Origin of the sequence: Hymenobacter ruricola, assembly GCF_015694525.1 — a bacterium.
Lineage (GTDB): Bacteria > Bacteroidota > Bacteroidia > Cytophagales > Hymenobacteraceae > Hymenobacter > Hymenobacter ruricola.
This window is the reverse complement of sequence record NZ_JADQDM010000002.1, coordinates 250863-275146: the sequence shown is the minus strand read 5'-3', so window position 1 is coordinate 275146 and position 24284 is coordinate 250863. Positions and strand designations below refer to the sequence as shown.

Here is a 24284-nt window from a genome sequence, read left to right as displayed (position 1 = left end):
CCGGAAGCGCCACGCGCCGGGCCGCCGCCGAGGCTACTTTTTGGCTGCCCCGCCGGCTTGCTCCGCTTTGATTTTTTCGGCCACTTCCACCAGCGGAGCCACCCAGATGTCCTTTTCGTGGGCCTTGAGGTAGCGCAGCAGCTGGCGGTGCGCGGGCAGCGCCACGTTCAGCGAGTGCCCGCCGCCCACGCCGTGAAACAGGAACACCAGCAGCGTGTGCGAGGCCTGCGCCTGCTTCACCAAATCAATCAGGTACTGGCCCGACTGCCCGTTGATGGAATAGGCATCCACGTTGCTCAGGTCAACTTGCGCGGCGGGCTTGAGGGCGGGCGCCACGCCGCGGGCAGCCACAAAGTCGTTTTTGAGCTGGTCGTAGAATTTCACGCCGCCAATCTGCAAATCGCCGCAGGGGTAGGCGAAGGTGCGGGCGGTTTTGCCGTCGATGGCGGCGAGCAGGGTGTTGTTGGCCCGGATTTCGTCCACGGCGCGGCCCACGGTGTACTTGCTCAGGTCGTGGTCGGGCGTGACGAAGCCGCGGCCGGGCAGGCTGCCGTCGCAGGGGTGAAACAGGGCGTGGTTGCCGAGCTCGTGCCCGCGTCGGGCGGCGGCGCGCCACTCGCTCAGGCGCTTGGTCACGACGGGAGAGGAGCCAATTATATAAAAGGTGCCGCGGAATTTCAGAGAATCCAGTGCGGGCACCACGTTATCCAGGTCCACGTCGATGGCGTCGTCGTAGGTCAGCACCACGGCACATTGCTTGTTGTTCCAGGCCGGGCTGTTGGTTTGGGCGCGCAGCGTCGGCGTAGTTGCGGCCAGGAGTCCCAGGGCCAGCGCAATCGTATCGATAGGTTTCATCAGAAGACAGAAATGGCCGAAAGCACCCATGCTTCCGGCCATTTTCTTGCAAGTTTAGCACCGGCGGCTTCAGAAACCGCGGGACGAACCGCTGTGGCGCCCCGGTTATTTTACCTCCTCCACTTCCACGCGGCGGTTGCGGGCGTCGGGCGAGGGGTAGAGCGGGCGCGTGTCGCCGTAGCCGACGGTGCTCACGCGTTCGGCCGCGATGCCGGCTTTCACCAGGTAGGCTTTTACGGCCTCGGCCCGCTGCTCGGACAGCACCTGGTTTTTATCGGGCTCGCCCACGCGGTCGGCGTGCCCCGACACGCGCACGTTGATGGCGGGGCGGGCTTTCATTTCGGCGGCCAGTTGGTCGAGGGCCGGGCCTGATTCGGGCAGCAGCTCCGGCTTGCCCACCCGGAACAGCACCGTGGGCAGCACCACCGGCTTGACCGATAGAATAGGCGCCGGGGCCCGCCGGGCGGTATCCGGCGGCGCGGGCGGAGGCGCTGCCGGCGGGGCGGGGGCCGGCGTTCTCGGGGGCTTGCCCGTCACGGCGATGGTGATGGGCACGGCCGCGCTTTCCCGGGTGGGGTAGTAGTCCTGCGTGATGTAGAACGTGGTGGTTTTGGTGAGCGTGGTGCGGTAGGTGTTGCCGGTGTTCACGGGGTGCTGCAGCTCCGCATCGGTGTACCAGAGCACCTTGTGGCCCGACACGCGCAGGGTGCTCTCGACGCCGGCCGGCACCGTGGCGGCCGACTTCAGCTTCACGCGGTAGAGCGTGAACGCGCCCACGCTGCAGTTGCCCACCGGCCGGTAAACGGCGTGGCCGGTTAGCCGCTCCGTGGCCGGGTCGTAGACGAAGGTGATGGCGCCATCGCACCAGTAGCTGCCGAACGTGCGGCCGGTTTCGTTCAGCTTCGGGCCGTGCTCCAGGCGCAGGCCGGGGGCGGCGACGCGGCCCCGCATCTGAAAGGTGACCGAAGTGCCCGGCTGGCCGCCCACTTCCTGGTAGAGCACGCCCAGCAACTCGGCGCCCTGGCTTTTCTGGAGCCGGAGCACCACGGGCCAGTACTTGCCCGGCTCGCCGGTGTCAGATTCTACGCCCTGCCATACGCCCGTCAGGGATTGGGCTTGCCCCGGCCCCGCCAGCAGCAGGGCGCCGATGCCGTACCAAATGCTGCGTTTCATGAAGCGAAAATAAGGGCCTGTGCTGGAAACTGTAAACGGCAAAACGTCATGCTTCGCTGTCCTCGGCATGACGGCCTCTTAGCCCGCGAACAAGGCCGCCTACCCCAGGTAGGCCATGTCTTCGGCGCTAAGCTGGATTTCTGCGGCCCGCAGGTTTTCGCGCAGGTGCGCCAGCGACGACGTGCCCGGAATGGGCAGCAGCCAGGGCGACTTGTGCAGCAGCCAGGCCAGGTTAATCTGGGCTTCGGTGGCCCCGTGCTTCCGGGCGATTTCAGCAATTTTGTTGTCGGCTTTGGGCAGCGAGTTCAGCAGCGAGAAAAACGGGATGAGCGGAATGCCGTGCTGCTCGCACAGGCCCAGCACTTCTTCGCCGCCGTGGTTGAGGCCGTGGGGCAGGGCGAGGGTGGTGCGCTGCGCGTAGCCGTACATGTTTTCGACGGTGGCAATGGCGCCCATTTTCAGGCCGGTGGTCAGTTCCTCGGGGCCCACGTTGCTCAGGCCCACGTGCAGGATTTTGCCTTCGCGCTGCAGGTCGAACATGGCTCCCAATTGCTCCTCCAGCGGCACGCCGCCGTGGCCGCCCATCAGGCGCAAGTGCACCAGTTGCACCTGTTCCTGCCGCAGGGTGCGCAGGTTATTCTCGATGCTGGTGCGCAGGTTGGCGGGCGTGTTGAAGGGCACCCAGCTTTTGTCGGGCCGGCGGGTGGCGCCCACTTTCGTGCAGATAACCAGGTCGGCCGGGTAGGGGTGCAGGGCTTCGGCAATCAGCCGGTTGGTCACGTCGTCGCCGTAGTAGTCGGCCGTGTCGAGGAAATTGACGCCGTTGGCCACGGCGGTTTTCAGGATTTCCAGCGCCTGCGGTCGGTCGGCGGGCTCGCCCCACACGTCGGGGCCGGTGAGGCGCATGGTGCCGTAGCCTAGGCGGTTGACGGTGATGGGCTGGGCGGAGTGCGCGGCAATGGTGATGGTGCTCATAAACGAAGAAAAAGGGATTGGATAAGCAGAAGACGGTTTACCGGCCCCGATGTTTGAAACAGCCACCGCTCCGCTTGCTGGCTGCCCGGGGCATGGCGTGCGCAGTGGCCCGGCCGTTTGTGCGTAATTCGCAGCCTATGGGTTATTCCTCTTCGCCCTGGGCGCGGCCCCTGCAACGGTTTTACTGGCATTCGGTGCTGGCCCTGACCTTGTTCTTCACGGTGGGCACGCTGCTGCTGGTGCTGCTGGTGCGCGGCACCCTCTCGGGGCTCGACGTGCGCCTGGCCCTGCAGGTAGGAGGGCCGGTGGGCGTGCTGGTGGCCATGCTGGAAGTGTACGTGTACCCGCGCCTGTTTGCGCGGGTGCGGGTGGGCACGCGCATCGTGTTCAGCCTGCTGCTGTACCTGGCCGGTTTTTGGGTGCTGCTCTACCTCGTCAGCCACGTCTTCAACCACCTGCTGGCTGCCGGCCCGCTGCCAACTGCTTCCGAAGCCGAAGACTTTCAGGCCTGGCGTGGCCTGGCCGTGCGGCCCCAGGGCAAGGCCCTGGTGCGTCTGCTCACCGGCTACGGCATCCTGAGCTTGTTCACCTCGCTGCTCTACCACCTCAGCAACAAGATTGGCCGGCCCGCGCTGCTGCGCCTGCTGCTGGGGCGCTACTACCACCCGGTGCTGGAGCAGCGCATCTTTTTATTCGTCGACGTGAAGGGCTCCACCGCCCTGGCCGAGGAGCTGGGCAATGAGCGCTACAGCCAGCTCATTCGGGACTTTTTCTTCGACATGGGCGCGCCCATCGTGGCCCACCGGGGCGAGATTTACCAGTACGTGGGCGACGAAGTGGTGGTGACCTGGGAGTGGAAAACCGGCCTGAAAAATGCCAACTGCGTGCGCTGCTTCTTCGCCATGCAGCAGGCCATCGACCGCCGCCGCGACTACTACCTGCGCACCTACGGCACGGTGCCCGCCTTCAAGGCCGGCCTGCACGGCGGGCTGGTGACCGCCACCCAGGTGGGCGCCATCAAAACCGAGCTGGTGTTCCACGGCGACGTGCTCAACACCACCGCCCGCATCGAGGCCCAGTGCAATGCCCTGCGCAGCCGCCTGCTGCTGTCGGCCGCGCTCTATGAGGCCCTGCCGCACCCGGCCGAATTCCGGTTCCAGGCCCTGGGCGAGTACCCGCTGCGGGGCAAAGCCGGCACCGTGGCCCTGTACTCGGCGGAAGTCCGGTAACGCCCGGTTTCCTCACTCGCCCCCAACGGCCGGTGCCGCTGCCGGCGTGGTAAGCGTGGCGCCCGCGCTGGCCACCACAATGAAAAGCACCGCCAGCCACTGCCCCGGCGTCAGCCGCTCGCCCAGCAGCAGCCAGCCCGAAACGGCCGCCGCCACCGGCTCCAGGCTCATCAAAATGCTGAACGTGCGCGTGGGCAGGGTGCGGAGGGCCTGCATTTCCAGGGTGAAGGGCAGCACGCTGGAAAACACGGCCAGCCCCGCGCCCAGCAGCAGCAGGTGCGGCGTGAGGGCCAGCAAGCCGCCGCCCGCCACCCCAAACGGCAGCACCGGCAGGGCCGCAAACAGCATGCCCACCGCCACGGCCGGCGCGCCCGGCAGCAGGGCCGCCGTGCGCCGGCCCAGCACAATGTAGACGGCCCAGCACGCACCCGCCGCCAGCGCCAAGCCCAGGCCTAGCACGTCGACGCCCGTGCTGCGCCAGGGCGCAATGAGCGCAATGCCGGCCGCGGCCAGCACCACCCACACCCCATCCACCCAGCGGCGCGAGCCGGCCAGGGCCAGGCCCAGCGGCCCCACAAACTCCAGCGTCACGGCCAGGCCCAGCGGAATGCGGGCCAGGGCACCGTAAAACAAAAAGTTCATGGCGCCCAGGGCCAGCCCGTACGGCACCACGGCCCGCCATTGGGCGGCACGCAGCAGCCCCAGCCGGGGCCGCACCACCGCCAGCAGCACCAGCGCCGACAGCCCAATGCGCACGCTGGCCGTGCCCGCCGCCCCCAGCACCGGAAACAAGCCTTTGGCAATGGCCGCCCCGCCTTGCACGCTGACGATGGAAAGCAGCACGGCCGGCACCGCCGGCAGCGTAAAACGGGAAGAACCAAACATGGCGGCGCGGGGACTACGGCAATAAACCACGCGGCCCGTTGCCCGGCGCGTGTGGGTGAGCGCCAAAGGTAGCCCCGGCCTGAAACCGGAAGCCCGCCCGGCGCTGGCTAGCGTGGTGGGTGCTTCAGGTGGTAGTTGGTGTAGCTATACTTCCCACTGCCCAGCTGGTCGTACTCATTTAAATACGTAATCCAGTAGTCCTGGCCGCTCTCGAAGTGCCAGCGGCCGGTTTCCCGGACGGCATCCTGCTGCCGCACCACGAAAACGTTGTTCTCCCGCAGCTCCAATTCGCAGGGCCGGCAGTTGGGGTAATTCGTGAGCTGGTACGTGCCCAACTCCTGCTGCTCCCACTCCTGGTCGACGCGGTATCTATTGAAAACAAAGTACGCCGGCAGCGCAACCAGCGCAACGAAGCCAACGGCGGCTTTGCGTCTTTTGGCCGGGTTTCTCGTGCCGAAAAATCGAACCAGACAGCAAAGGGCCAGCACCCCCGGCACGAAGTAAAAAAGCAGCAGACCGAGCAGAATTGCAACACTTACCATCCGGGGCTAACGAGAGGAGCGTAAGCTTTCTATTTCACCAGTACAAACCGCACCCGTTCCCGCTTCACAAAGTAGCCGGTGGCCGCCGAGGCTACCAAGTCGCCAATGGTCAGGATTTTCTCCCGGGGCCGCGGGCGCACGTTGGGAAATAGCAGCGTGTCCGCAATGGTTGCGGAGCGGCCAGCCGCCGCTCGCAGCATCACTCGGGCTCTTGCCGAATTGAACGGAGCCTGGCAAAGAGCCGCGACGATGTGTGCGGCCCAGCCCAGCAGAAACAGCGCGAGGTAGAGCGGGAGCAGCACGGGCACCAGCAGGCACGAAGCCGGAAGCGTTTCAGCGCTGATGCAATCGGTAAAATCAAACCGCGTCAGGTCGACTTGGTATTGTTCGCCAAATTGCAGCAGCAAGGCTTCTGTGTCCAAGCCAATGAGGCCAAAGTCGTCTTCAAGGGCTGAGCGAAGCGTTACGGGTTCTGTCGCGCCCAGCAAATCCCCGACATAACCAGGGACGGCGGCGGCCAACCGGCGTAAATCAGCAAAGCGAACAGGCACTTCCTGGCGTTCCATGGAGATAATCGCTCTACTTGGTGTCAAAAGCGGTGATGCGGTTGTGAATTGCCGCGTCTATCTATCAGAAGCAAGCTCAAAGGGAATCCCTGTTTCTTCTAGAGTTACTGAAGAAGCTGCAGAGCCGCGCTTGTAGCCCCGGCCTTAGTCAGTGCCGGCCAACGGTTAGTCCTTACTTTTTTAGTACAAGCTCCGCTTTGTTCACGTGCAGCGTCGGATTGTCGGCTGCCACCAGAATGGCTTTAAACGTGTAGCTCCCTGCGGCCGGAATGACTAATTCGGCATTCTTTCCGCTAAAGCGCCAGTTTACGCTCCCGTTGACATCCGTTTTTACTTCGCCAATGGTCACGTTTTTTTCGGTCGGGTCAATCTGCAGCTGCTTGAACGGGCTGCCGTCTTTGGTTACCTGCACCTGAAACCGGATGGGGGAATCGCCTTCATAGGCCAGGTCCATGTCGGACCAAAGCGCAATTTTATCGTCCTTTTGCAATTGTACGGTCGCTTCTCTCACCACTTCGTGTCCGGCCGTGCTGACTTCGTTAATTGGCAATCGGGCCACTTCCTTGCCCATCAGGGCATCGCAGCCCACCAGTAAAGGCACGAAAGCCAGTCCCCAGCAGGCGCGCTTTATTCCAATTCCGGTTAGTTGCTGCTTCATGCGGTGCGGTTGTAATTAGATGGCCGCAAACTAGTTATTTTTAATTGAGTTCCTAAAGCTACTGCTGATATGCCTCCACGCCCGCCCCCGCACCCCCGCTGCCTCTTGGCGTGGCTGAGAGAGGCGAGCGAAGCGAACCTTTCTATTTCGCTAAAATGAAACGCACGTTTTCCCGCTTCACAAAGTAGCCGGTTGCCGCGGAGGCTACGAAATCACTTACCGTCAGAATTTTCTCCTGAGGTCGTGGGCGTACGTTTGGAAATAATAGCGTACGCGCAATAATTGCAGGATTCCCAATGCCTGCTCGCAGCATCAGCCGTGCCTTTTCTATACCAAACGGAGCATAGCAAATGGCTGCAATGATGTTTGCTGTCCAGGCAAGAAGAAACAGGGCCAAGAATGCCGGCAGAAGAAAAAGCACCAGCACGCAAGAGTACTCCGTTGATTCGTCGCTGATGCAGCCGGTGAAATCAAAGCGCGTCAAATCGACCTGGTACTGCTCGCCAAACTGCAGCAACAAAGATTCCGTGTCCAAGCCACACACGCCGAAATCGTCTTCAATAGCTAAGCGCAGTGTGACGGGTTCTGTCACACCCAGGAATTCCTTGATGTAGGATGGCACCGACGTCGCAACCCGGCGTAAATCAGCGAATCGAATTGGTATTTCTTGAGCCTCCATACGGTTTTGCCTTACCAGGCTTCAAAAGTATAAGTTCTGCACAATGCAAGACCACGCCCGCCCCCGCCGCCTCTGGAGTGGCCGAGGTGCTGGGAGAAGCTGTTGTGGAAGCTCCTGACATAGCGTCGCTATTTTCAGGTGGTGCTTGTAGGCTATCGGGAGCCCCTAACTCAGCGTATAGTTAAGTCCTGGACCGCTGCCGTGCCGGGCAATCAGGCCGCGTTCAACCAGAATAGCCAGTATCTTTTTCACCGTAGGTGCGGGAATGGCCAGCCGCTCGGCGATGACCCCAGACCGGCAGCCGGGATTGTTTTCCACGAATAGCAAAACTGCTTTCTCGCGGGGCTGCAGTTGGCTGTTCGCGCCTTCGGCCGTGAGCTTCTGTAATAGCTGCTGTTGCACATTGCCCAAAGCACTAAAAAAGAACGTCAGCCACGATGATATATTCTCGCCCGGCCGCTGCGACTGGCACCGCTGCAACTCGCGGTAGTACTCGGTCTTGCGGCTTTCTATCTCGTGTTCCAGACTCACATACTGAATCCAGACGTAGCCCTGCTTGAGCAGGAGCAGGGTAGCCAGTAATCGACTGAGCCGCCCGTTGCCATCCTGAAACGGGTGGATGCTCAAAAACTCGTAGCAGAACAAGGCGCATTTCACCAGTGGGTGCGTGGCCGTGTCCTGCGCGTACCAGGCCAGCAATGCCCGCATGGCGTCCTCGGTGGCGATACCCGGCGCGGTGGTGGCAAACACCAGCCGCTTCGTGCCGTCGGGCAGGTGGGCTTCCACCGAGTTGGGATGCTGCTTGTAATTGCCCCGGTGCCACTCGTCTTTGCGGCTGAAGCGCAGCAACTGGCTGTGCAGCCCTTTCAAGCTGTTTTCGGTGAGGTCGATGTCGGGGTAGGAATCCGCAATCAAATCCAGCACCTGAAAATACCCTACCACCTCCTGCGAGTCCCGGTCTTCGAGCTTGGTAATGTCGGTGTTGCGCAGCAGCACGTCCACCTCTGCGTCACTCATGCGCGAGCCCTCAATGCGCGTCGAGGCACCCACGCTTCGCACCGTGGCAATGGCCTTGAGCTGTTTCAGGCTCTGGCCTTCGCGCCGCTCAATGGCCGACCACGACGCGTCAAACCTATCGAGCTTGCTCACTGCCGCCAGCAGCCCCCAATCCAGCGTGACCGTCACCGTGTGTACCTGCGTTTCCATGTCGCAAAAGTACGCGTCGCTCGCCGCGCCAGATACGGTACGATACGATAGGAGCTAGTAGTGATACGATAGAAAGACTCCTCCCCGCCCACTCCGCGCCCCGCCGCTTCTTGGAGTGGCAGGAGAGGCGGCAGAAGCTGTTGTAGCGATGGCGCGAAGCCACTGGCTTTAAGCCACGGTGAATCCTGCCCTCGACAAATCCACAATGCGCTGCAACACGCCTAGCAACGCGGGCAAGTCGTTCACCAAGTAACGGCCTTCATCCAAGATGAATTCGTTGCCTTCGTAACGTAGGAAGCGCCATTCGGTGCCGGTAGTAGAGCAGCCAAATAAGGCGCGGGGCGAGTGCCCTTCAAGTTCATTGAGCCGGCGGGCGGCAATGAGCTGCGCCGCGCACTGAATAATGCCCTGCTCCAAATCCTGCTTCTTGGCTTCGGCAATACAAAAAACCGGGGCCGTAATGAAATCCTGGATTCGGCTGAATGAACAGATGAAATCGCACTCCCCGCGCAAGCCCTGCGCGGGGTCGATGTCAAGGTTCATGCCCGAATAGATGGAGAACTCGCGGTGATTCCGCTCGCACAGTTCCAGCAGCACCGGCGTCACCAGCCGCTCCGAGCGCGACTTCTCACTGTTGAACCCCACTTCCAGGCCGATTTTGATTGACTGCCGCAACCAAGCGCTAGGCTCAACCGTCTCGACATCCCCAAATAGTTGTTCGGCACGGAAGTGAACGCCAAACTGCTGACGCAAGTCAAAAACGGTGAAATCGGGGTAAGCCATAGTGCCTAAAGATACTGCTGATAGCCTCCACGCCCGCCCCCCGCGCCCGCGCCGCCGCTTGTCGTGGCAGGAGAGGCGAGGGAATCTATCATAGAAGCTCCACCCGCCCGCCCCCTGCGCCCGCCCCCATACCCTTGGCGCCGCTTAATGCCGCTGAGGAAACTGGGCGTGTCTGGGAGTTTCGTTAGTATGCCCGGAGCAAGGAAGCCAACTAGTAACTTTGTTCGCAGAGTGCGAACTTGTGGCGTAGCTTTGGTGTACCCTTATGAAAGTCCACCTCATCAAACGGCAAACCGTGGAGACTTCGCGGCCCAGCACGCCCGCAGCCGCGCCGCCTTCGCGCTCTGGCTCACGGCCGTGAAATACGCCGACTGGAACACGCCCGCCGACATCCAGCAAACCTTTGGCGCGGCCGACCTGCTGGGCAATGGCACCAACCGCGTGGTGTTCGATATCGGCGGCAATAACTACCGCCTCATCGCCCGCTATGCGTTTGGCGAGCGTCAGGTGCACTTGTTCGTGTGCTGGCTCGGCACCCACGCCGAATACGACAAGCTCTGCGCGAAAAACCAGCAGTACACCGTCACTCTCTACTAACCCCGTTTATGGAAACGCTGAAATACACCGTCATCAAAACCGAAGCCCAGTACCAGGCCTATTGCACCCAACTGCAAGCTTTGGTCACCGCCTCCCAGACAACTGTCACCCAGGAGGAAATCGACCTGCTCACGCTGCTCATCGAAACCTGGGACCACGCCCACGCCACCCTGCCCGCCGCCGACCCCATCGACCTGTTGCGCTTCCTCATGGCCGGCCGCCAGATGCTGGCCAAGGACCTGGTAGCTGCGCTGGGCCTCAGCAAAGGCGCCGTGTCGGACATTCTGAACCGCCGCCGGGGCTTGTCGAAAGAAGTTATCCGCCGCCTCGCCAGCTACTTCCAGGTGTCGCAGGAAGCTTTCAACCGGCCCTATGAATTGGCCGTGGCCACCGCGCCGCTGCCCCGCCATGCGCGGGTGGTACACCAAGGGCAAGCCAGTGAAGCAGCCTAGTAACCCACGCCCCGCCGCTGCCGAAGCCTCGGGTACCCCCACCCCCTGCGCCCGCCCCCGTGCCCTGGGCGCCTCTCAGAGCCGCTGGGGAAGCTGGGAGTGTCTGAGAGTTGCGCCCACCCCCCCGCCGCCTCTTGAGTGGCTGAAGAGGCGGGAGAAGCTGTTGCAGAAGCTTTCAGAGCCTGTCTCACTAACCTTTCACTTTCTACTGCAAGCTTGAGTATCCTTGGAACCCCGCCGGGTGTGCTCGCGTGTGCGGGAGCCTTTACGCAAAGCACCCTGTTTTACTTATGTAGGAAAGGAAAGAAAGTGGACAATTGAAATCTGTTTTAGCCTATCTAAATTTAACGTAAGTAATAGTGTCTTCGCTAATTGTTATAAAACCTGATGATTTATCATTGGAGTACGAATAAATCATCATTCTAGGATAGTTCTTGAGAGAAGGTTGATAAGACCATACCGCATTGTTGCTAATTGTATCGAGAGTTACAAAGGCATGGTTTCTTATTTCTGCCAGTGTTGTATGATTAAAATCAGTTGTTAAGTGGTACAACTTGTTATTGCGAATGAACGAAGCCACAGCCATTGTTCCCATCGAATCAAGTAATGTGGTTGAGCCTTTTTCAAATACTTTTCTAGCAAACGCCCGGTCATAGTATTTTTCGCGATTTTTACTTTTCACTATGTCAGCCCAATTGCAGTAGTTTTTCAAAGTATCAACTTCTGGATTATCCATATTGTACAGCATAGTTGGGTTAGGAATAAGCAATACTTTGCTGAACCCACTTCCATGCGCTAAAGAAGTAGTCACATAATAATTACTGCTTATCTTATTGATAGCGACAGCGCAAGTTGCAGGGATACTATAGATATGGCCGGTTTTCTTTTCATGAAAGAACAAACCTCCTCCAAATTCTCCAGCGCAGCACTGATAAGCGGTGAAAGCGTTATCCTCATAAAGCGCTGGTAATCTAATGTTATTTGGGTGCTTCCTCCAGGCATAATCGTTGCCTAAGTAATGGTTTTCACCATTGTATCGACCGCCTATTAAGGAGTCTGCATTCTCATATACAAAATCAAATGCCTCTTTATCAATTAGAGTTGTTATGGTAGTATCAATTTGAAATTTGCTCGTCAGGCAAATAAGTCTTCCATAGTTCGTTAGGCAGTAATATTTTCCTCGGTGGAATAGAGTTTCTTGGATAGGTTTGTTTAAGCTAACAGAATACTTTCTAATAATAAAATTATCCTCTGTATTGCTATTGCTCAATAAGCCACAGGAAGATGCAATAAGCGCGACTAATGCAAGGAGAATAGGTTTCATGAGTTTCCTGATACAAAAAAGGGTGCTGCCTTAGCAAGGTAGCACCCTTTTTCAATGGTTCAGGCCCAATTACATATTCCGCCGGTACTGCCCACCGACCTCAAACAGCGCGTTGGTAATCTGGCCGAGGGAGCAGAATTTCACCGTTTCCATGAGCTCGGCGAAGAGGTTGCCGTTGGCCACTGCTACTTGCTGGAGCTGCTTGAGACGCGCCGGGGCCTGGTCGGCGTTGCGGGCGTGCAGGATGTGGAGCATCTCGATTTGGTACTGCTTTTCCTCCTCCGTGGCGCGGATGACTTCGGCCGGCACCACCGTGGGCGAACCCTTCGACGAGAGGAAGGTATTCACCCCGATGATGGGGTACTCGCCGGTGTGCTTCAGCATCTCGTAGTGCATGCTTTCCTCCTGGATTTTGCCGCGCTGGTACATGGTTTCCATGGCCCCGAGCACGCCGCCGCGCTCCGTGATGCGGTCGAATTCGAGCAGCACCGCCTCTTCCACCAGGTCGGTCAGCTCCTCGATGATGAAGGAGCCTTGCAGCGGGTTCTCGTTTTTGGCCAGGCCCAGCTCGCGGTTGATGATGAGCTGAATGGCCATGGCCCGGCGCACCGATTCCTCGGTGGGCGTGGTGATGGCCTCGTCGTAGGCGTTGGTGTGCAAGCTGTTGCAGTTGTCGTAGATGGCATACAGCGCCTGCAACGTGGTGCGGATGTCGTTGAAGTCGATTTCCTGCGCGTGCAGGCTGCGGCCCGAGGTCTGGATGTGGTACTTCAGCATCTGGCTGCGGGCGTCGGCGCCGTACTTCAGCTTCATAGCCTTGGCCCAGATGCGGCGCGCCACCCGCCCAATCACGGCGTACTCCGGGTCGATGCCGTTGGAGAAGAAGAAGCTCAGGTTCGGCGCGAAGTCGTTCACGCTCATGCCCCGGCTCACGTAGTATTCCACAAACGTGAAGCCGTTGCTCAGCGTCAGGGCCAGCTGCGTAATCGGGTTGGCCCCCGCCTCGGCAATGTGGTAGCCCGAAATCGACACCGAGTAGAAGTTGCGCACCGCGTGCCGGATGAAGTATTCCTGCACGTCGCCCATCAGGCGCAGGGCAAACTCGGTGCTGAAAATGCAGGTGTTCTGGGCCTGGTCTTCCTTCAGGATGTCGGCCTGCACGGTACCGCGCACCTGCGTCAGGGTCTTGGCCTTGATGGCGGCGTACACGTCGGCCGGCAGCACGTCCTCGCCGGTCACGCCGAGCAGCAGCAGGCCCAGGCCGTCGTTGCCGGCCGGCAGCTCGCCCTGGTAGCGGGGGCGGGCCACGTTTTTGGCTTTGTAAATCTGGTCGATTTTGGCTTCCACCTCCGCTTCCAGCCCCTGCTCCTTAATGTACAGCTCGCACTGCTGGTCGATGGCCGCGTTCATGAAAAAGGCCGCCAGCGTAGCCGCCGGCCCGTTGATGGTCATCGACACCGACGTGCTGGGGTTGGCCAGGTTGAAGCCCGAATACAGCTTCTTGGCGTCGTCGAGGCAGCAGATGCTCACGCCCGCGTTGCCGATTTTGCCATAAATATCGGGCCGGTGGTCGGGGTCCTCGCCATAAAGCGTCACCGAGTCGAAGGCCGTACTCAGGCGCTTGGCCGGCAGGCCCATGCTCACGTAGTGGAAGCGGCGGTTGGTGCGCTCCGGCCCGCCCTCGCCGGCAAACATGCGCGTGGGGTCCTCGCCCTCGCGCTTGAACGGGAACACGCCCGCCGTGTAGGGAAACTCGCCGGGGAAATTCTCCTGCATGGCCCAGCGCAGGCGGTCGCCCCAGCCCGAGTAGCGCGGCACCGCCACCTTCGGAATCTCATTGCCCGACAGCGACTTGGTGTGCGTCTTCACCCGGATTTCCTTGCCCCGCACCGCGTACACGTACTCCGGGTTGCGATAATTCTGCAGCGTCGCTTCCCAGTTTTCCAGAATGGCCTGGCTGTCGGCATCGAGCCGGCGCAGCTGCGTCTGCTTGTTCTTGGTGAACTCCTCCACCATGCTGTCGCTGCTCTTTTTCTCGTCGCGGTAATGCTCTTCCAGCTTGGCAAATGCGCCGGCTACTTCGGCAATGTTGGCCTGCTCGCGCACGCGCTGGTCGTAGGCGCGGTTAGTCTCGGCAATCTCGGAGAGGTAGCGCGTGCGGTGCGGCGGGATGATGTAAATCTTCTCCGAATCCTCCACCGTCGTTTCCAGCTTCGAGGCGAAGGTGGCGCCAGTCTTGGTTTCCAGCATCTTCAGCACCGCCCGGTACAGGCGGTTCATGCCCGGGTCGTTGAACTGCGAGGCAATGGTGCCGAACACTGGCATCTGGTCCGTGGGCGTATCCCAGAGGCCGTGGTTGCGCTGGTACTGCTTGCGCACGTCGCGCAGCGCATCCAGCGCCCCGCGCTTATCAAACTTGTTCAGCGCAATCACGTCAGCGAAATCGAGCATGTCAATTTTCTCCAGCTGCGTGGCCGCGCCGTACTCCGGCGTCATCACGTACAGGCTGGCGTCGGAGTGCTCGATGATTTCGGTGTCGGACTGGCCGATGCCCGAAGTTTCGAGAATAATCAGGTCGTAGTTGGCGGCACGCACCACGTCCACGGCATCCTGCACGTAGCGCGACAGCGCGAGGTTGCTCTGCCGCGTTGCCAGGCTGCGCATGTACACCCGCGGCGAGTTGATGGAGTTCATCCGAATCCGGTCGCCGAGCAGCGCGCCGCCCGTCTTGCGCTTGCTGGGGTCCACGGAAATAATGGCAATGGTCTTCTCCGGGAAGTCCATCAAAAACCGCCGCACTAGCTCATCTACCAGCGACGACTTGCCCGCGCCGCCCGTGCCCGTGATGCCCAGAATAGGAGCGGAGGACTTCGAAGCCAGCGTCTGGTTCTGGTCGGCCTCGCTCTGCTGGAAACCGGCCACCAGCTGCCCCTTCACCCGCTCAAACTCCTCGGGGAAGTTCTCCGCCGCCGAAATCAGTCGCCCAATGCTGCGGGCGTCCTTGTCCTGAATGTGGCCGGCCTCGCCGTTCAGGTTCTGCCCGGTCGGGAAGTCCGCACTCTCCAACAAGTCGTTAATCATGCCCTGCAAGCCCATCGCACGGCCATCGTCCGGCGAGTAGATGCGGGTGATGCCGTAGCCCATCAACTCCTCAATTTCGGTGGGCAGAATCACGCCGCCGCCGCCGCCAAAGATTTTGATGTGGCCCGCGCCGCGCTCCTTCAGCAGGTCGTGCATGTACTTGAAGTACTCGTTGTGCCCGCCCTGGTAGCTGGTAATGGCAATGGCCTGGGCATCTTCCTGAATGGCGCAGTCCACAATTTCCTGCACCGAGCGGTTGTGTCCGAGGTGAATCACCTCCGCGCCGCTGCTCTGAATAATACGGCGCATGATGTTAATGGCCGCATCGTGGCCATCAAACAAAGCGGCGGCCGTGACGATGCGAACGTGGTTCTGAGGCTTATAGGGCGCGGTGGGAGCGGGGTGCATATAGTAGGGAGTAGCGCGGACTTTTGGTCTGCATCCGTGAGGGTGGAAAACGCAGGCGAAGGTACGAAAAAGCCCCGGCGGGGTCGGCCGGGGCTTCGTTCAGGATGATTCAAGCGTATTCGGCTTGCAGGAATTCGAGAAACTCAGACCACGTTCGACCAACTACATTCGAGGTCTCCTCATCGTGGCCGATGAAAGGCGTTTGAACAAAATTGCCAGTGGCTTTCTCAATAGCAAAAGCTTCACCGCCGCCATCAGACCCGATTAGGAAATAGCCGGGGTAGTTTTCGGCAGCTTGGTAATCGGTGTTGAATTGCAGCAATTCGTCCGCCTCAATCAAATAAGCCCCACCGAACTCGTAATTGCTTTCGGCGGAAAATAGGTAGGAACGATACGCTTCTGGGGGCGCGAAGTCCAACGTGTCTAAAAACTCTTGTTGATGCTGTGGAATCATGAGAAATTAAAAAATAATCTACCGCAGCTTCCGCAAATCCAGCGCAAACCCCGCCAGCACGTCCTCGCCCGACAACTCCCGCTCAAACCCTTCCAGTGTCTCATAGCCTGGTTCTTCAGCCCGGAAAATATAGGCCGTTTCGTCGTCGCAGGAGAGGAGCCAGCCTAGTTGAGTGCCATTCTCGCGGTATTCTTCCATCTTAGCCAGCAGCACTTTCAGCGAGTCAGTTTTCGACCGCAGCTCCACCACAAACGGCGGGCAAATAGCTGCAAATTTCTCCCGCTGCTCCGGGCTCAGCGCATTCCACCGCGCGGCCGGCACCCACGAGGCATCCGGCGAGCGCACCGCGCCATTGGGAAGCGTGAAGCCAGCGTTGGAATCGAATATTTCGCCGGCTTCGGGATGCTGGTTCCACCAAGTATAGAGTTGGCCGATGAGCCGGGCATTGCGCTTGCCGGTAAGCGAGAAGGTGGGCGCCATAATCAGGATTTCTTGCTGGGCGTTGCGCTCGATGCGCCATTTGCGGTGCTGCTGGCAGAAGTCGAAAAACTCGGCCTCGCTCATGCGGCTCATATAGGGGTCGTCCAGCACCAGGGGTTCGTCGGCAAAGAGCGGGTTCATAGCAAATCGGAAAATGGATGGGTTACTAAGGTACGAAAAATGCCCCGGCGTTTCGGCCGGGGCGCTTCAAAATCAAGCCGAAAACTTATTGCCCCTGAATGGCATCAACACCGGCCTGAGCCACGGCGTGGTCGTCCTCTACGGTGCTGCCCGATACGCCGATGGCGCCAATTACGCGGTTGCCCGAGTCCATAATCGGAATGCCGCCGGGGAAGCTGATGAGGCCGCCGTTGGAGTGCTCAATGTTGTAGAGCGGGCCGCCGGGCTGGGCCAGCTTGCCGATTTCGCCGGTGGGCATATCGAAGAAACGCGCCGTTTTGGCTTTCTTAATGGAAATGTCCAGCGAGCCCAGCCAGGCGTCGTCCATGCGGGCGAAGGCGGTGAGGTTGGCGCCGGCGTCTACTATGGCAATGTTCATCTTGACGCCCATTTCCAGCGCTTTTTTGTGCGCAGCTTGGATGGCGGTTTGTGCTTGTTCGAGGGTGATGCCCATGGGGTTGAAAAGGGTTTTGGAAGGTGAAATGACAGCGTGTCCGGCTCTTAACCCCCGCCGGGCTCCTATTGTTGCGCACCGCCGTCCGCTGTGGACTTAGCCAAACGATACCGGCGGGCTCAGGGCAAGCCGCCAGCCCACGGCCGCCAGCACGGCCAGAATCACCAGGCCCCAGGCCACGTAGGAGGGCTGGGCCCGCTCCACCGTCGACTCAAACGGGTCGCTGCTGCAGCCCAGGATGAGCGGGAATATGAGCAGGCCCACCATCAGCAGGTGCAGCGCTTCGTGCATGGAAAAATACGGCACCTTGCTGAGCGCAATGAAGGCACCCCCCGCCACGTAGGGCCACATCAGGGTGTAAAACACCATCCGCTTGCGGTTTGGGAACTTCATCACGGTGTGCGAATCGTGGGCCTGCAGAAAGGCCACGGACCCCAAATGGCCCAGCCCCAGCTGGATGAGGCCGGCGATGAGGGCCACTGCCACGTCGGCCGCGTTGCCCATGCGCAGCAGCCATTCCGAAACGTACCAGGAGCCTTCCTGCCGCAGCGAGTCGGCCAACAGCGACCCGAAAATGGCATTGCACGAATGAAACGCCACCCACAGCAGCAGCAGTTTGAACAGGCCGCGCTGAGCGCGCTCGTACTTCCAGTACCACAGAAAAGTGGCCAGGCCGATGAAAAAGCACACCAGCGGCCCGATGCCGTACACGCCGAGCACGGCCAACTGCCACCATTCGCGGTCGGCCAGGGTGTACGTCACGCGGCTGGGGTCCCAGGTCCCGTGCAGCCCCAGCTTGTGCGACAGCGCCACCTTCGCCAGTTGGTAGGCGGCCCACACGCCGTAGTACGCCAGCACGTAAATCGCGGTGCCGTTGAGGGCGGCAATGGCAAATTTGCGGGTCGGCGAATCGGCAGAAGGGGGCGTAAGCGTAGCAGTTTCCGGATGCATAAGTGGGTAGCGATAAGTGTAGATTAACGGCTAATCAACAAAACTACGCCGCTGGCCCGACTTATGCCACGGCGGCCGCTAAGCCCTTTCGGCTCGCAAACTGGCTTTTGCGGCCCGGGTTTCGTACCTTCGTGCTCCGAAAAACCGCCCTCTGTGAAGAATATCCGCAATTTTTGCATCATTGCCCACATCGACCACGGCAAAAGCACCTTGGCCGACCGCCTGCTGGAGTTTACCAGCACCGTGGCCAAGCGCGACATGCAGGCCCAACTGCTCGACAACATGGACCTGGAGCGCGAGCGGGGCATCACCATCAAGAGCCACGCCATTCAGATGCAGTACCCCTACAAAGGGGAAACCTACACGCTGAACCTGATTGACACGCCCGGCCACGTCGACTTTAGCTACGAAGTGAGCCGCAGCATCGCCGCCTGCGAAGGCGCCCTGCTCATCGTGGATGCTTCCCAAGGCATCGAAGCCCAGACGATTTCCAACCTCTACCTCGCCATCGGGGCCGACCTGGAAATCATCCCGGTGCTCAACAAAATCGACCTTCCGCACGCCATGCCGGAGGAAGTGACCGACGAAATCGTGGACCTGATTGGCTGCAAGCCGGAAGACATCATCCACGCCTCGGGCAAGGCCGGCATCGGCATCGAAGCCATCCTGAACGCCATCTGCGAGCGGGTGCCCGCGCCTTCCGGCGACCCCGAGGCCCCGCTGCAGGCCCTGATTTTCGACTCGGTTTTCAATTCCTACCGCGGCATCGAAGTCCTGTTCCGCATCAAGAACGGGGTGATGAAGAAGGGCGATAAGCTCCGCTTCATGGCCACTGGTAAGGAATACGGCGCCGACGAAATCGGCATCCTGGGCCTGAACCAGGAGCCGCGCCAGGTAATGGAGGCCGGCAATGTGGGCTACCTCATCTCGGGCATCAAGGAAGCCCGCGAGGTGAAGGTGGGCGACACCATCACGCACGTGCACCGGCCCACGCCGGAAGCCATCCAGGGCTTCGCCGACGTGAAGCCGATGGTTTTCGCCGGCATCTACCCCGTCGACACCACCGAGTACGAAGAGCTGCGCTCCAGCATGGAAAAGCTGCAGCTCAACGACGCCTCGCTGGTGTGGGAGCCCGAAACGTCGGTGGCCCTGGGCTTCGGCTTCCGCTGCGGCTTCCTGGGCATGCTGCACATGGAAATCGTGCAGGAGCGCCTGGAGCGCGAGTTTAACATGACGGTCATCACCACGGTGCCCAGCGTGCAGTTCCACGCCACCGGCACCAAAGACCAGGAGCTGGTCATCAACGCGCCCTCCGAAATGCCGGAGCCGAACCTGATTAAGCACATCGAGGAGCCCTACATCAAGGCCCAGATTATCACGGCTTCGGAATACGTGGGCCCTATCATCACGCTGTGCATGGACAAGCGCGGCATCATCAAAGGCCAGAGCTACCTGACGTCCGAGCGCGTGGAGATGAGCTTTGAGCTGCCGCTGTCGGAAATTGTGTTCGACTTCTTTGACAAGCTCAAATCTATCAGCCGCGGCTACGCGTCGCTGGATTATGAGCTAATTGGCTTCCGCGAGTCCGACATGGTGAAGCTCGACGTGATGCTGAACAGCGAGAAGGTGGACGCGCTGTCGGCCATCGTGCACCGTTCCAAGAGCTACGAGTGGGGCAAGCGCCTCTGCGAGAAGCTGCGCGAGCTGCTGCCCCGCCAAATGTTCGACATCGCCATCCAGGCCAGCATCGGCCAGAAAATCATTGCCCGCGAAACGGTGAAAGCCCTGCGCAAAAACGTAATTGCCAAGTGCTACGGCGGCGACATCAGCCGCAAGCGCAAGCTGCTCGAAAAGCAGAAGGAAGGCAAGAAGCGGATGCGCTCGGTGGGCTCCGTCGAAATCCCGCAGGAGGCATTTTTGGCGGTTCTTAAAATTGACTAAGCAACAAAAAAGGCGGCCATTTTCGGGGCCGCCTTTTTTGTTGCTGGTTGAGTCAGCATTAATACTGCTCAACCGGGCCGCTCTGCAGCGCGCCTTTGGGGTCTTCGCCGTACTCGTTCGGGCCCCGGGTGCCTTCCGTCACGGCGAGAATGAGGTTGTAAATAGGAATGAGAATAAACCAGCCACTCTTGCCCACATCGTGCATCCGACGAATAGCCACGGCAATGCCCGGAATCAGCACGGCCAGCGAGTAGATGGTTGCAAGCCAGGGCATTTTAACCATGCCGGCCAGGAAGCCGAGCGCGAAAGAAATAATGACGTTGAACAACGTGAAATACCAGTACTCGGCCCGCCGGGCGCGGCCGTTGAACAACGCGTACTTGTTTTTGAGAACGTCCAGAAAGTAATTCATAGGGCAATCAGGTGTTAAAGAGGTGAAGGGTACACCCGGAATTACGGTTGAGTAAATATTTGGTTTTACCAGCCATTAAATCTTGCCATTTTTAATTTTTACGTAATGAACATGCAGAGTAGTGCAACTTCCTCTATAAGCCTCATCGACGGCAAACAAACTGCGGAGGACATCAAAGCCGAAATCGCAACGGAAGTAGCCGGGCTGAAAGCGGCCGGCCAAAAGGTGCCGCACCTCGCCGCTATTCTCGTGGGCCACGACGGCGGCTCCGAAACCTACGTGCGCAACAAAGTGCTGGCCTGCGAGCGGGTGGGCTTTGCCTCCACGCTGCTGCGCTACGAGGACGACATCAGCGAAGCCGAATTGCTGGCCAAAGTCGATGAGCTGAACAACGACCCCGAAATTGACGGCTTCATCGTGCAGTTGCCGCTGCCGGCCCACATCAACCCCGAGAAGGTCATCGAAGCCATCCGGCCCGAGAAGGACGTCGACGGCTTTCACCCCATGAACATCGGCCGCATGGTGGCCGGGCTGCCCGCGCTGCTGCCCGCCACGCCCTCCGGCATCGTAGAATTACTGGCCCGGCAGGGCATCAAAACCAGCGGCAAGCACGCCGTGGTCATCGGGCGTTCCAACATCGTGGGTACGCCGGTTAGTATATTGCTGGCCAAGAACTTGGATACGGCAAACTGCACGGTTACTTTATGCCATTCGCGCACCCAGAACCTGGCCGAGATTTGCCGCACCGCCGATATCGTGGTCGCGGCCATTGGCCGGCCGGAGTTTGTGACGGCCGATATGGTGCGGCCCGGCGCGGTGGTCATCGACGTGGGCACCACCCGCGTGGCCGATGCCAGCAAAAAAAGCGGCTACACGCTGAAGGGCGACGTGAACTTTGCCGAGGTAGCACCCTTGGCGTCGGCCATCACGCCCGTGCCCGGCGGCGTGGGCCCCATGACCATTGCCATGCTTTTGCTCAACACTTTGCGGGCGGCCAAAGGAGAAATCTACCCAAAATCGGCCGACTGATTTTTTGGAATATTTGGTTATAGTACCCCAAAGCTGTACTTTTAAAGTCCGGCCTTGGAACAGTGCGTCCCATTGCCAGCGTTAAGGCTGCTTGGCATCCTGACGCCATTATCAGAATGATACCAGTGAATTTACTTTCTTCCGAAATAATTGCACCCTTTGGGGAACAAGCGGAGTCGACACCGGGCGTGCTGCTGCCCGTTATGGAGCAGTTTTATACCATTCAGGGCGAGGGCTACAACACCGGCCGCGCGGCTTATTTTATCCGGCTGGGTGGCTGCGACGTGGGCTGCCATTGGTGCGACGTAAAAGAATCGTGGGACGCCGACGCGCATCCGCGCCAGTCAGTAGCGCAGCTGGTGGCGGCGGTGCTGGAGCACCCCGGCCGCAACGTGGTCATCACGGGCGGCGAGCCGCTGATGCACGACCTGGGGCCGCTCACGGCGGCTTTGCGGGCCGCCGGCTGCCGCACCTGGATTGAAACCTCGGGCGCGCACCCGCTGTCCGGCACCTGGGACTGGGTTTGTTTGTCGCCCAAAAAATTCAAGGCCCCGCTGCCGGAAGTGGTGGCGGCGGCCCACGAATTGAAGGTGGTGGTGTTCAACGCCCACGATTTTGCCTGGGCCGAAGAGCACGCCGCGCAGGTTCCGGCGGCGGCACGCTTATACTTACAGCCCGAATGGAGCCGCGCCGCCCGCATGACTCCGGAGTTGGTGGAGTATGTGAAGCAGCACCCGCAGTGGCAGGTGTCGCTGCAAACCCATAAGTATCTTGACATTCCATAGCGTACCCTATGCGTCGCAAATCAGTGTTGGGGGCGTTGCGCCTCGGAATGATGTGTCTGCTGTGGCTAGGTTCGGCCGGCGCGGCCTGGGCCCAGCTGCCCCCCAAGGTGCAAACCCCCACGAACACCAAAGCCCGGGCCCTGCTGGAAAAAGCGCAGCAGCAGACCAAAGAACGGGACTTTGCGAAGGCCATTGAAACGCTGAACCAGCTCAACGAGAAGTTTCCCTCTTTTGGGGAAGCGTTTTTGCTGAAAGGGTCGCTGCTGAAAGCCATGGGCGACAACCGCCGGGCCTACGCCGCCTACCGCGACGGCTTGGCCAAACTGCCCGCCGACGCGTCTCACGCCTCCGAATACCAGTTGGTTGGCGACCTGGCCCTGAGCTACGGCGAGTACCAAACCGGCCTCGACGCCTACAAGCAGCTGCTGAAAGTGGCGCCCAAAACCCAGAAAAACCTGGCCAAATCGCAGCGCCAGCTCCTCACCTGCGAGTTTGCGCTGGAAGCCATGAAGCACCCGGTGGGCGAAGCGCCCGTGGCCCTGCCGGCGCCCATGAACGCTTTTAAGTTTCAGTACTTTCCGGCGCTCACGGCCGACAACCGGTTTCTGCTGTTCACGGGCCGGCCGGCCGCCAGCAGCGGCGAAGACCTCTACGTGAGCCGGCAGAGCAAAGACGGCACGCTGGGCGCGCCCATTCCCATTTCGCCCACCATCAACTCCAGCTACAACGAAGGCGCCGGCTCGATTTCGGGCGACGGCAAAACCCTCGTGTTCGCTTCCTGCGACCGGCCCAAAGCCATCGGAAACTGCGACTTATATATCTCGCGCCGTACCGGCAACAACTGGAGCCCGCCCGTGAACCTGGGCATCAACGTCAATTCCACGGAGTGGGATTCGCAGCCCTCGCTCTCGGCCGACGGGCGCACCTTGTACTTCACCTCGACGCGGCGCGGCGGCCAGGGCCAGGAAGACATCTACATGAGCACCTTGCAGCCCGACGGCAGCTGGAGCATGGCCCAAAACCTGGGCACGCCCGTGAACACCCCCGGCAAAGACATGGCGCCGTTCATTCACGCCAGCGGCACCACGCTGTATTACGTCACCGACGGGCTGGTGGGCATGGGCGGGCTCGACGTGTTTCGGTGCGAGAAAACCCCGGCCGGTATCTGGAGCGAGCCGCGCAACCTGGGCTATCCGCTCAATACTTTTGAAAACGAGGCATCGCTGTTCATCACCTCCGACAACCAGAAGGGCTTTTGCTCGCGCAGCCGCGCCTCTGAGGAGCCCGCCGGCGGCTACCGCCTGGCCCGGGAGCGGCCCGTGGAGCTGTTCAGCTTTGCGGTGCCGCCGCCGGTGAAAGCGAGCGAAACCAGCACCTACACCCAGGGCCGGGTATTCGACGCCAATACCAAAAAGCCGCTCAAGGCCGAGGTCAAGCTCTACGACCTCGACACCGACGTGCTGACGCAGTTCGTAACTTCTGACCCGGAATACGGCGACTACACCGTGGTGCTCAACGAAGGCCACCACTACGCCATGTACGCCGCGGCCGACAAATACCTGCTCAAAAGCCTCAGTTTCGACTACTCCAACCAGCATTCCTTCAACCCGCTGACGCTGGACATTTACCTGGAACCCGTGCGGGCCGGGCGCACGGTGGTGCTGAACAACCTGTTTTTCGACACCAACAAGTACGAACTCAAGCCCCAGTCGCGCACCGAACTGAACCGGCTCATCGAGTTTCTGCGGCAGTACCGCGACGTGCAGATTGAAGTGTCGGGCTACACCGACAACGTGGGCACGCCCGAATCCAACATTCAACTGTCGCAGCGCCGGTCGCAGTCCGTGGTCGATTACCTTTCCGGGCACGGCATTCCCCTCACCCGCCTGCGCTCAAAGGGATACGGCGAGGGCCACCCGCTCGCGCCCAACGACACCGACGCCCACCGGCAGCTCAACCGTCGCATCGAACTGCACATTCTTTAGTGATGGCTGGCACGGCGCCCTAGCGCTGCCCAAGGGGCGCCGCCCCCAAAAGCTGGTCTTTTACTTAAAGTAAGGCTTTAAAGAAGTGAAAATATAATTGCATTCGTGCTCAAAAAAATATGGCTCGCCCGTTGGCGAGCTTTTTTTTTGCCTCATTGCTAAGTTTTTCAATAATTTTTAAAATTTTATAAATGAGGTAC

General features: G+C 60.2%; 24 protein-coding genes. 7 read left to right on the top strand and 17 right to left on the bottom strand.

Features of this window, described 5'->3' with window-relative positions:
- Positions 1-33 precede the first annotated feature (33 nt).
- The 3 genes from I2H31_RS05225 to I2H31_RS05215 all read right to left on the bottom strand — a co-directional run bounded on the left by I2H31_RS05225 (position 34) and on the right by I2H31_RS05215 (position 3003).
- Complete coding sequence (locus I2H31_RS05225; RefSeq protein WP_196291948.1) at positions 34-855, bottom strand: polysaccharide deacetylase family protein; 822 nt, start codon at positions 853-855, stop codon at positions 34-36.
- Between the two features lie 105 nt (positions 856-960).
- Positions 961-2028: an OmpA family protein gene (locus I2H31_RS05220; protein WP_196291947.1), complete on the bottom strand. Its 1068-nt coding sequence runs from the start codon at positions 2026-2028 to the stop codon at positions 961-963.
- A 99-nt stretch (positions 2029-2127) separates the two neighbouring features.
- Complete coding sequence (locus I2H31_RS05215; RefSeq protein ID WP_196291946.1) at positions 2128-3003, bottom strand: aldo/keto reductase; 876 nt, start codon at positions 3001-3003, stop codon at positions 2128-2130.
- 137 nt (positions 3004-3140) lie between these two features.
- Here I2H31_RS05215 and I2H31_RS05210 point away from each other — a divergent pair, with 137 nt between their 5' ends.
- Entirely contained in the window at positions 3141-4232 is a 1092-nt protein-coding gene (locus I2H31_RS05210; protein WP_196291945.1) for an adenylate/guanylate cyclase domain-containing protein, read from the top strand.
- A 12-nt stretch (positions 4233-4244) separates the two neighbouring features.
- Here the strand turns inward: I2H31_RS05210 and I2H31_RS05205 are convergent, their stop codons facing one another.
- The 7 genes from I2H31_RS05205 to I2H31_RS05175 all read right to left on the bottom strand — a co-directional run bounded on the left by I2H31_RS05205 (position 4245) and on the right by I2H31_RS05175 (position 9551).
- Positions 4245-5117 carry an EamA family transporter gene (locus tag I2H31_RS05205; protein WP_196291944.1) on the bottom strand — a complete coding sequence of 291 codons (873 nt, stop codon included), beginning with the start codon at positions 5115-5117 and terminating at the stop codon, positions 4245-4247.
- A gap of 107 nt (positions 5118-5224) precedes the next feature.
- Positions 5225-5659, bottom strand: a complete 435-nt coding sequence (locus I2H31_RS05200) for a hypothetical protein (protein WP_196291943.1) — start codon at positions 5657-5659, stop codon at positions 5225-5227.
- Between the two features lie 29 nt (positions 5660-5688).
- Positions 5689-6225 (bottom strand): DUF1493 family protein, encoded by a 537-nt coding sequence (locus I2H31_RS05195; RefSeq protein WP_196291942.1) that lies wholly within the window; start codon positions 6223-6225, stop codon positions 5689-5691.
- A 172-nt stretch (positions 6226-6397) separates the two neighbouring features.
- On the bottom strand, positions 6398-6883 hold the full coding sequence (locus I2H31_RS05190) for a hypothetical protein (protein WP_196291941.1): 486 nt from the start codon (positions 6881-6883) through the stop codon (positions 6398-6400).
- 142 nt (positions 6884-7025) lie between these two features.
- Entirely contained in the window at positions 7026-7562 is a 537-nt protein-coding gene (locus I2H31_RS05185) for a DUF1493 family protein (RefSeq protein ID WP_196291940.1), read from the bottom strand.
- 165 nt (positions 7563-7727) lie between these two features.
- On the bottom strand, positions 7728-8768 hold the full coding sequence (locus tag I2H31_RS05180; RefSeq protein ID WP_196291939.1) for a Fic family protein: 1041 nt from the start codon (positions 8766-8768) through the stop codon (positions 7728-7730).
- A gap of 168 nt (positions 8769-8936) precedes the next feature.
- Positions 8937-9551, bottom strand: a complete 615-nt coding sequence (locus I2H31_RS05175; protein ID WP_196291938.1) for a hypothetical protein — start codon at positions 9549-9551, stop codon at positions 8937-8939.
- Between the two features lie 357 nt (positions 9552-9908).
- Between I2H31_RS05175 and I2H31_RS25610 the strand changes: the two genes are divergently transcribed.
- Both I2H31_RS25610 and I2H31_RS05165 read left to right on the top strand, forming a co-directional pair.
- Complete coding sequence (locus I2H31_RS25610) at positions 9909-10148, top strand: type II toxin-antitoxin system HigB family toxin (RefSeq protein WP_317192181.1); 240 nt, start codon at positions 9909-9911, stop codon at positions 10146-10148.
- Between the two features lie 8 nt (positions 10149-10156).
- Positions 10157-10600, top strand: a complete 444-nt coding sequence (locus tag I2H31_RS05165) for a helix-turn-helix domain-containing protein (protein ID WP_196291937.1) — start codon at positions 10157-10159, stop codon at positions 10598-10600.
- Between the two features lie 334 nt (positions 10601-10934).
- On the opposite strand, the gene I2H31_RS05160 is transcribed toward I2H31_RS05165, so the two are convergent.
- The 6 genes from I2H31_RS05160 to I2H31_RS05135 all read right to left on the bottom strand — a co-directional run bounded on the left by I2H31_RS05160 (position 10935) and on the right by I2H31_RS05135 (position 17932).
- The gene (locus tag I2H31_RS05160) at positions 10935-11924 is read right to left on the bottom strand and encodes a hypothetical protein (protein ID WP_196291936.1); all 990 of its coding nucleotides are present in this window, start codon (positions 11922-11924) and stop codon (positions 10935-10937) included.
- Between the two features lie 69 nt (positions 11925-11993).
- The gene (locus I2H31_RS05155) at positions 11994-15413 is read right to left on the bottom strand and encodes a methylmalonyl-CoA mutase family protein (protein WP_196291935.1); all 3420 of its coding nucleotides are present in this window, start codon (positions 15411-15413) and stop codon (positions 11994-11996) included.
- Positions 15414-15522: 109 nt separating this feature from the next.
- The gene (locus I2H31_RS05150) at positions 15523-15867 is read right to left on the bottom strand and encodes an SMI1/KNR4 family protein (RefSeq protein ID WP_196291934.1); all 345 of its coding nucleotides are present in this window, start codon (positions 15865-15867) and stop codon (positions 15523-15525) included.
- A gap of 18 nt (positions 15868-15885) precedes the next feature.
- Positions 15886-16488 carry a Uma2 family endonuclease gene (locus I2H31_RS05145; protein ID WP_230687485.1) on the bottom strand — a complete coding sequence of 201 codons (603 nt, stop codon included), beginning with the start codon at positions 16486-16488 and terminating at the stop codon, positions 15886-15888.
- A gap of 85 nt (positions 16489-16573) precedes the next feature.
- Entirely contained in the window at positions 16574-16981 is a 408-nt protein-coding gene (locus I2H31_RS05140; RefSeq protein ID WP_196291933.1) for a GlcG/HbpS family heme-binding protein, read from the bottom strand.
- A gap of 96 nt (positions 16982-17077) precedes the next feature.
- Positions 17078-17932 (bottom strand): hypothetical protein, encoded by an 855-nt coding sequence (locus I2H31_RS05135; protein ID WP_196291932.1) that lies wholly within the window; start codon positions 17930-17932, stop codon positions 17078-17080.
- Between the two features lie 153 nt (positions 17933-18085).
- On the opposite strand from I2H31_RS05135, the gene lepA reads away from it, so the two are divergent.
- A complete protein-coding gene (lepA, locus tag I2H31_RS05130; protein WP_196291931.1) occupies positions 18086-19873 on the top strand; it encodes a translation elongation factor 4 in 1788 nt (595 codons plus the stop codon).
- A 58-nt stretch (positions 19874-19931) separates the two neighbouring features.
- Here lepA and I2H31_RS05125 read toward each other — a convergent pair whose 3' ends face one another.
- A complete protein-coding gene (locus I2H31_RS05125) occupies positions 19932-20285 on the bottom strand; it encodes a DUF805 domain-containing protein (protein WP_196291930.1) in 354 nt (117 codons plus the stop codon).
- A gap of 135 nt (positions 20286-20420) precedes the next feature.
- On the opposite strand from I2H31_RS05125, the gene I2H31_RS05120 reads away from it, so the two are divergent.
- The 3 genes from I2H31_RS05120 to I2H31_RS05110 all read left to right on the top strand — a co-directional run bounded on the left by I2H31_RS05120 (position 20421) and on the right by I2H31_RS05110 (position 24084).
- Positions 20421-21314 (top strand): bifunctional 5,10-methylenetetrahydrofolate dehydrogenase/5,10-methenyltetrahydrofolate cyclohydrolase, encoded by an 894-nt coding sequence (locus I2H31_RS05120; RefSeq protein WP_196292491.1) that lies wholly within the window; start codon positions 20421-20423, stop codon positions 21312-21314.
- 203 nt (positions 21315-21517) lie between these two features.
- Positions 21518-22099, top strand: coding sequence for a 7-carboxy-7-deazaguanine synthase QueE (locus I2H31_RS05115; RefSeq protein ID WP_196291929.1), 582 nt, complete (start codon positions 21518-21520; stop codon positions 22097-22099).
- Between the two features lie 8 nt (positions 22100-22107).
- Complete coding sequence (locus I2H31_RS05110; protein ID WP_230687483.1) at positions 22108-24084, top strand: OmpA family protein; 1977 nt, start codon at positions 22108-22110, stop codon at positions 24082-24084.
- The last annotated feature ends 200 nt before the right edge of the window (positions 24085-24284 follow it).

What these genes read in the sequence shown, in the direction of transcription:
- I2H31_RS05195 (WP_196291942.1), bottom strand. Translation starts at nt 6,225, where the DNA reads ATGGAACGCCAGGAAGTGCCTGTTCGCTTTGCTGATTTACGCCGGTTG.
- I2H31_RS05175 (WP_196291938.1), bottom strand. Translation starts at nt 9,551, where the DNA reads ATGGCTTACCCCGATTTCACCGTTTTTGACTTGCGTCAGCAGTTTGGC.
- I2H31_RS05115 (WP_196291929.1), top strand. Translation starts at nt 21,518, where the DNA reads ATGGAGCAGTTTTATACCATTCAGGGCGAGGGCTACAACACCGGCCGC.
- I2H31_RS05215 (WP_196291946.1), bottom strand. Translation starts at nt 3,003, where the DNA reads ATGAGCACCATCACCATTGCCGCGCACTCCGCCCAGCCCATCACCGTC.
- I2H31_RS05190 (WP_196291941.1), bottom strand. Translation starts at nt 6,883, where the DNA reads ATGAAGCAGCAACTAACCGGAATTGGAATAAAGCGCGCCTGCTGGGGA.
- I2H31_RS05180 (WP_196291939.1), bottom strand. Translation starts at nt 8,768, where the DNA reads ATGGAAACGCAGGTACACACGGTGACGGTCACGCTGGATTGGGGGCTG.
- I2H31_RS05165 (WP_196291937.1), top strand. Translation starts at nt 10,157, where the DNA reads ATGGAAACGCTGAAATACACCGTCATCAAAACCGAAGCCCAGTACCAG.
- I2H31_RS05210 (WP_196291945.1), top strand. Translation starts at nt 3,141, where the DNA reads ATGGGTTATTCCTCTTCGCCCTGGGCGCGGCCCCTGCAACGGTTTTAC.
- I2H31_RS05150 (WP_196291934.1), bottom strand. Translation starts at nt 15,867, where the DNA reads ATGATTCCACAGCATCAACAAGAGTTTTTAGACACGTTGGACTTCGCG.
- I2H31_RS05155 (WP_196291935.1), bottom strand. Translation starts at nt 15,413, where the DNA reads ATGCACCCCGCTCCCACCGCGCCCTATAAGCCTCAGAACCACGTTCGC.
- I2H31_RS05225 (WP_196291948.1), bottom strand. Translation starts at nt 855, where the DNA reads ATGAAACCTATCGATACGATTGCGCTGGCCCTGGGACTCCTGGCCGCA.
- I2H31_RS05125 (WP_196291930.1), bottom strand. Translation starts at nt 20,285, where the DNA reads ATGAATTACTTTCTGGACGTTCTCAAAAACAAGTACGCGTTGTTCAAC.
- I2H31_RS05185 (WP_196291940.1), bottom strand. Translation starts at nt 7,562, where the DNA reads ATGGAGGCTCAAGAAATACCAATTCGATTCGCTGATTTACGCCGGGTT.
- I2H31_RS05145 (WP_230687485.1), bottom strand. Translation starts at nt 16,488, where the DNA reads ATGAACCCGCTCTTTGCCGACGAACCCCTGGTGCTGGACGACCCCTAT.
- I2H31_RS05200 (WP_196291943.1), bottom strand. Translation starts at nt 5,659, where the DNA reads ATGGTAAGTGTTGCAATTCTGCTCGGTCTGCTGCTTTTTTACTTCGTG.
- I2H31_RS05135 (WP_196291932.1), bottom strand. Translation starts at nt 17,932, where the DNA reads ATGCATCCGGAAACTGCTACGCTTACGCCCCCTTCTGCCGATTCGCCG.
- I2H31_RS05220 (WP_196291947.1), bottom strand. Translation starts at nt 2,028, where the DNA reads ATGAAACGCAGCATTTGGTACGGCATCGGCGCCCTGCTGCTGGCGGGG.
- I2H31_RS05140 (WP_196291933.1), bottom strand. Translation starts at nt 16,981, where the DNA reads ATGGGCATCACCCTCGAACAAGCACAAACCGCCATCCAAGCTGCGCAC.
- I2H31_RS05160 (WP_196291936.1), bottom strand. Translation starts at nt 11,924, where the DNA reads ATGAAACCTATTCTCCTTGCATTAGTCGCGCTTATTGCATCTTCCTGT.
- I2H31_RS05110 (WP_230687483.1), top strand. Translation starts at nt 22,108, where the DNA reads ATGCGTCGCAAATCAGTGTTGGGGGCGTTGCGCCTCGGAATGATGTGT.
- I2H31_RS05205 (WP_196291944.1), bottom strand. Translation starts at nt 5,117, where the DNA reads ATGTTTGGTTCTTCCCGTTTTACGCTGCCGGCGGTGCCGGCCGTGCTG.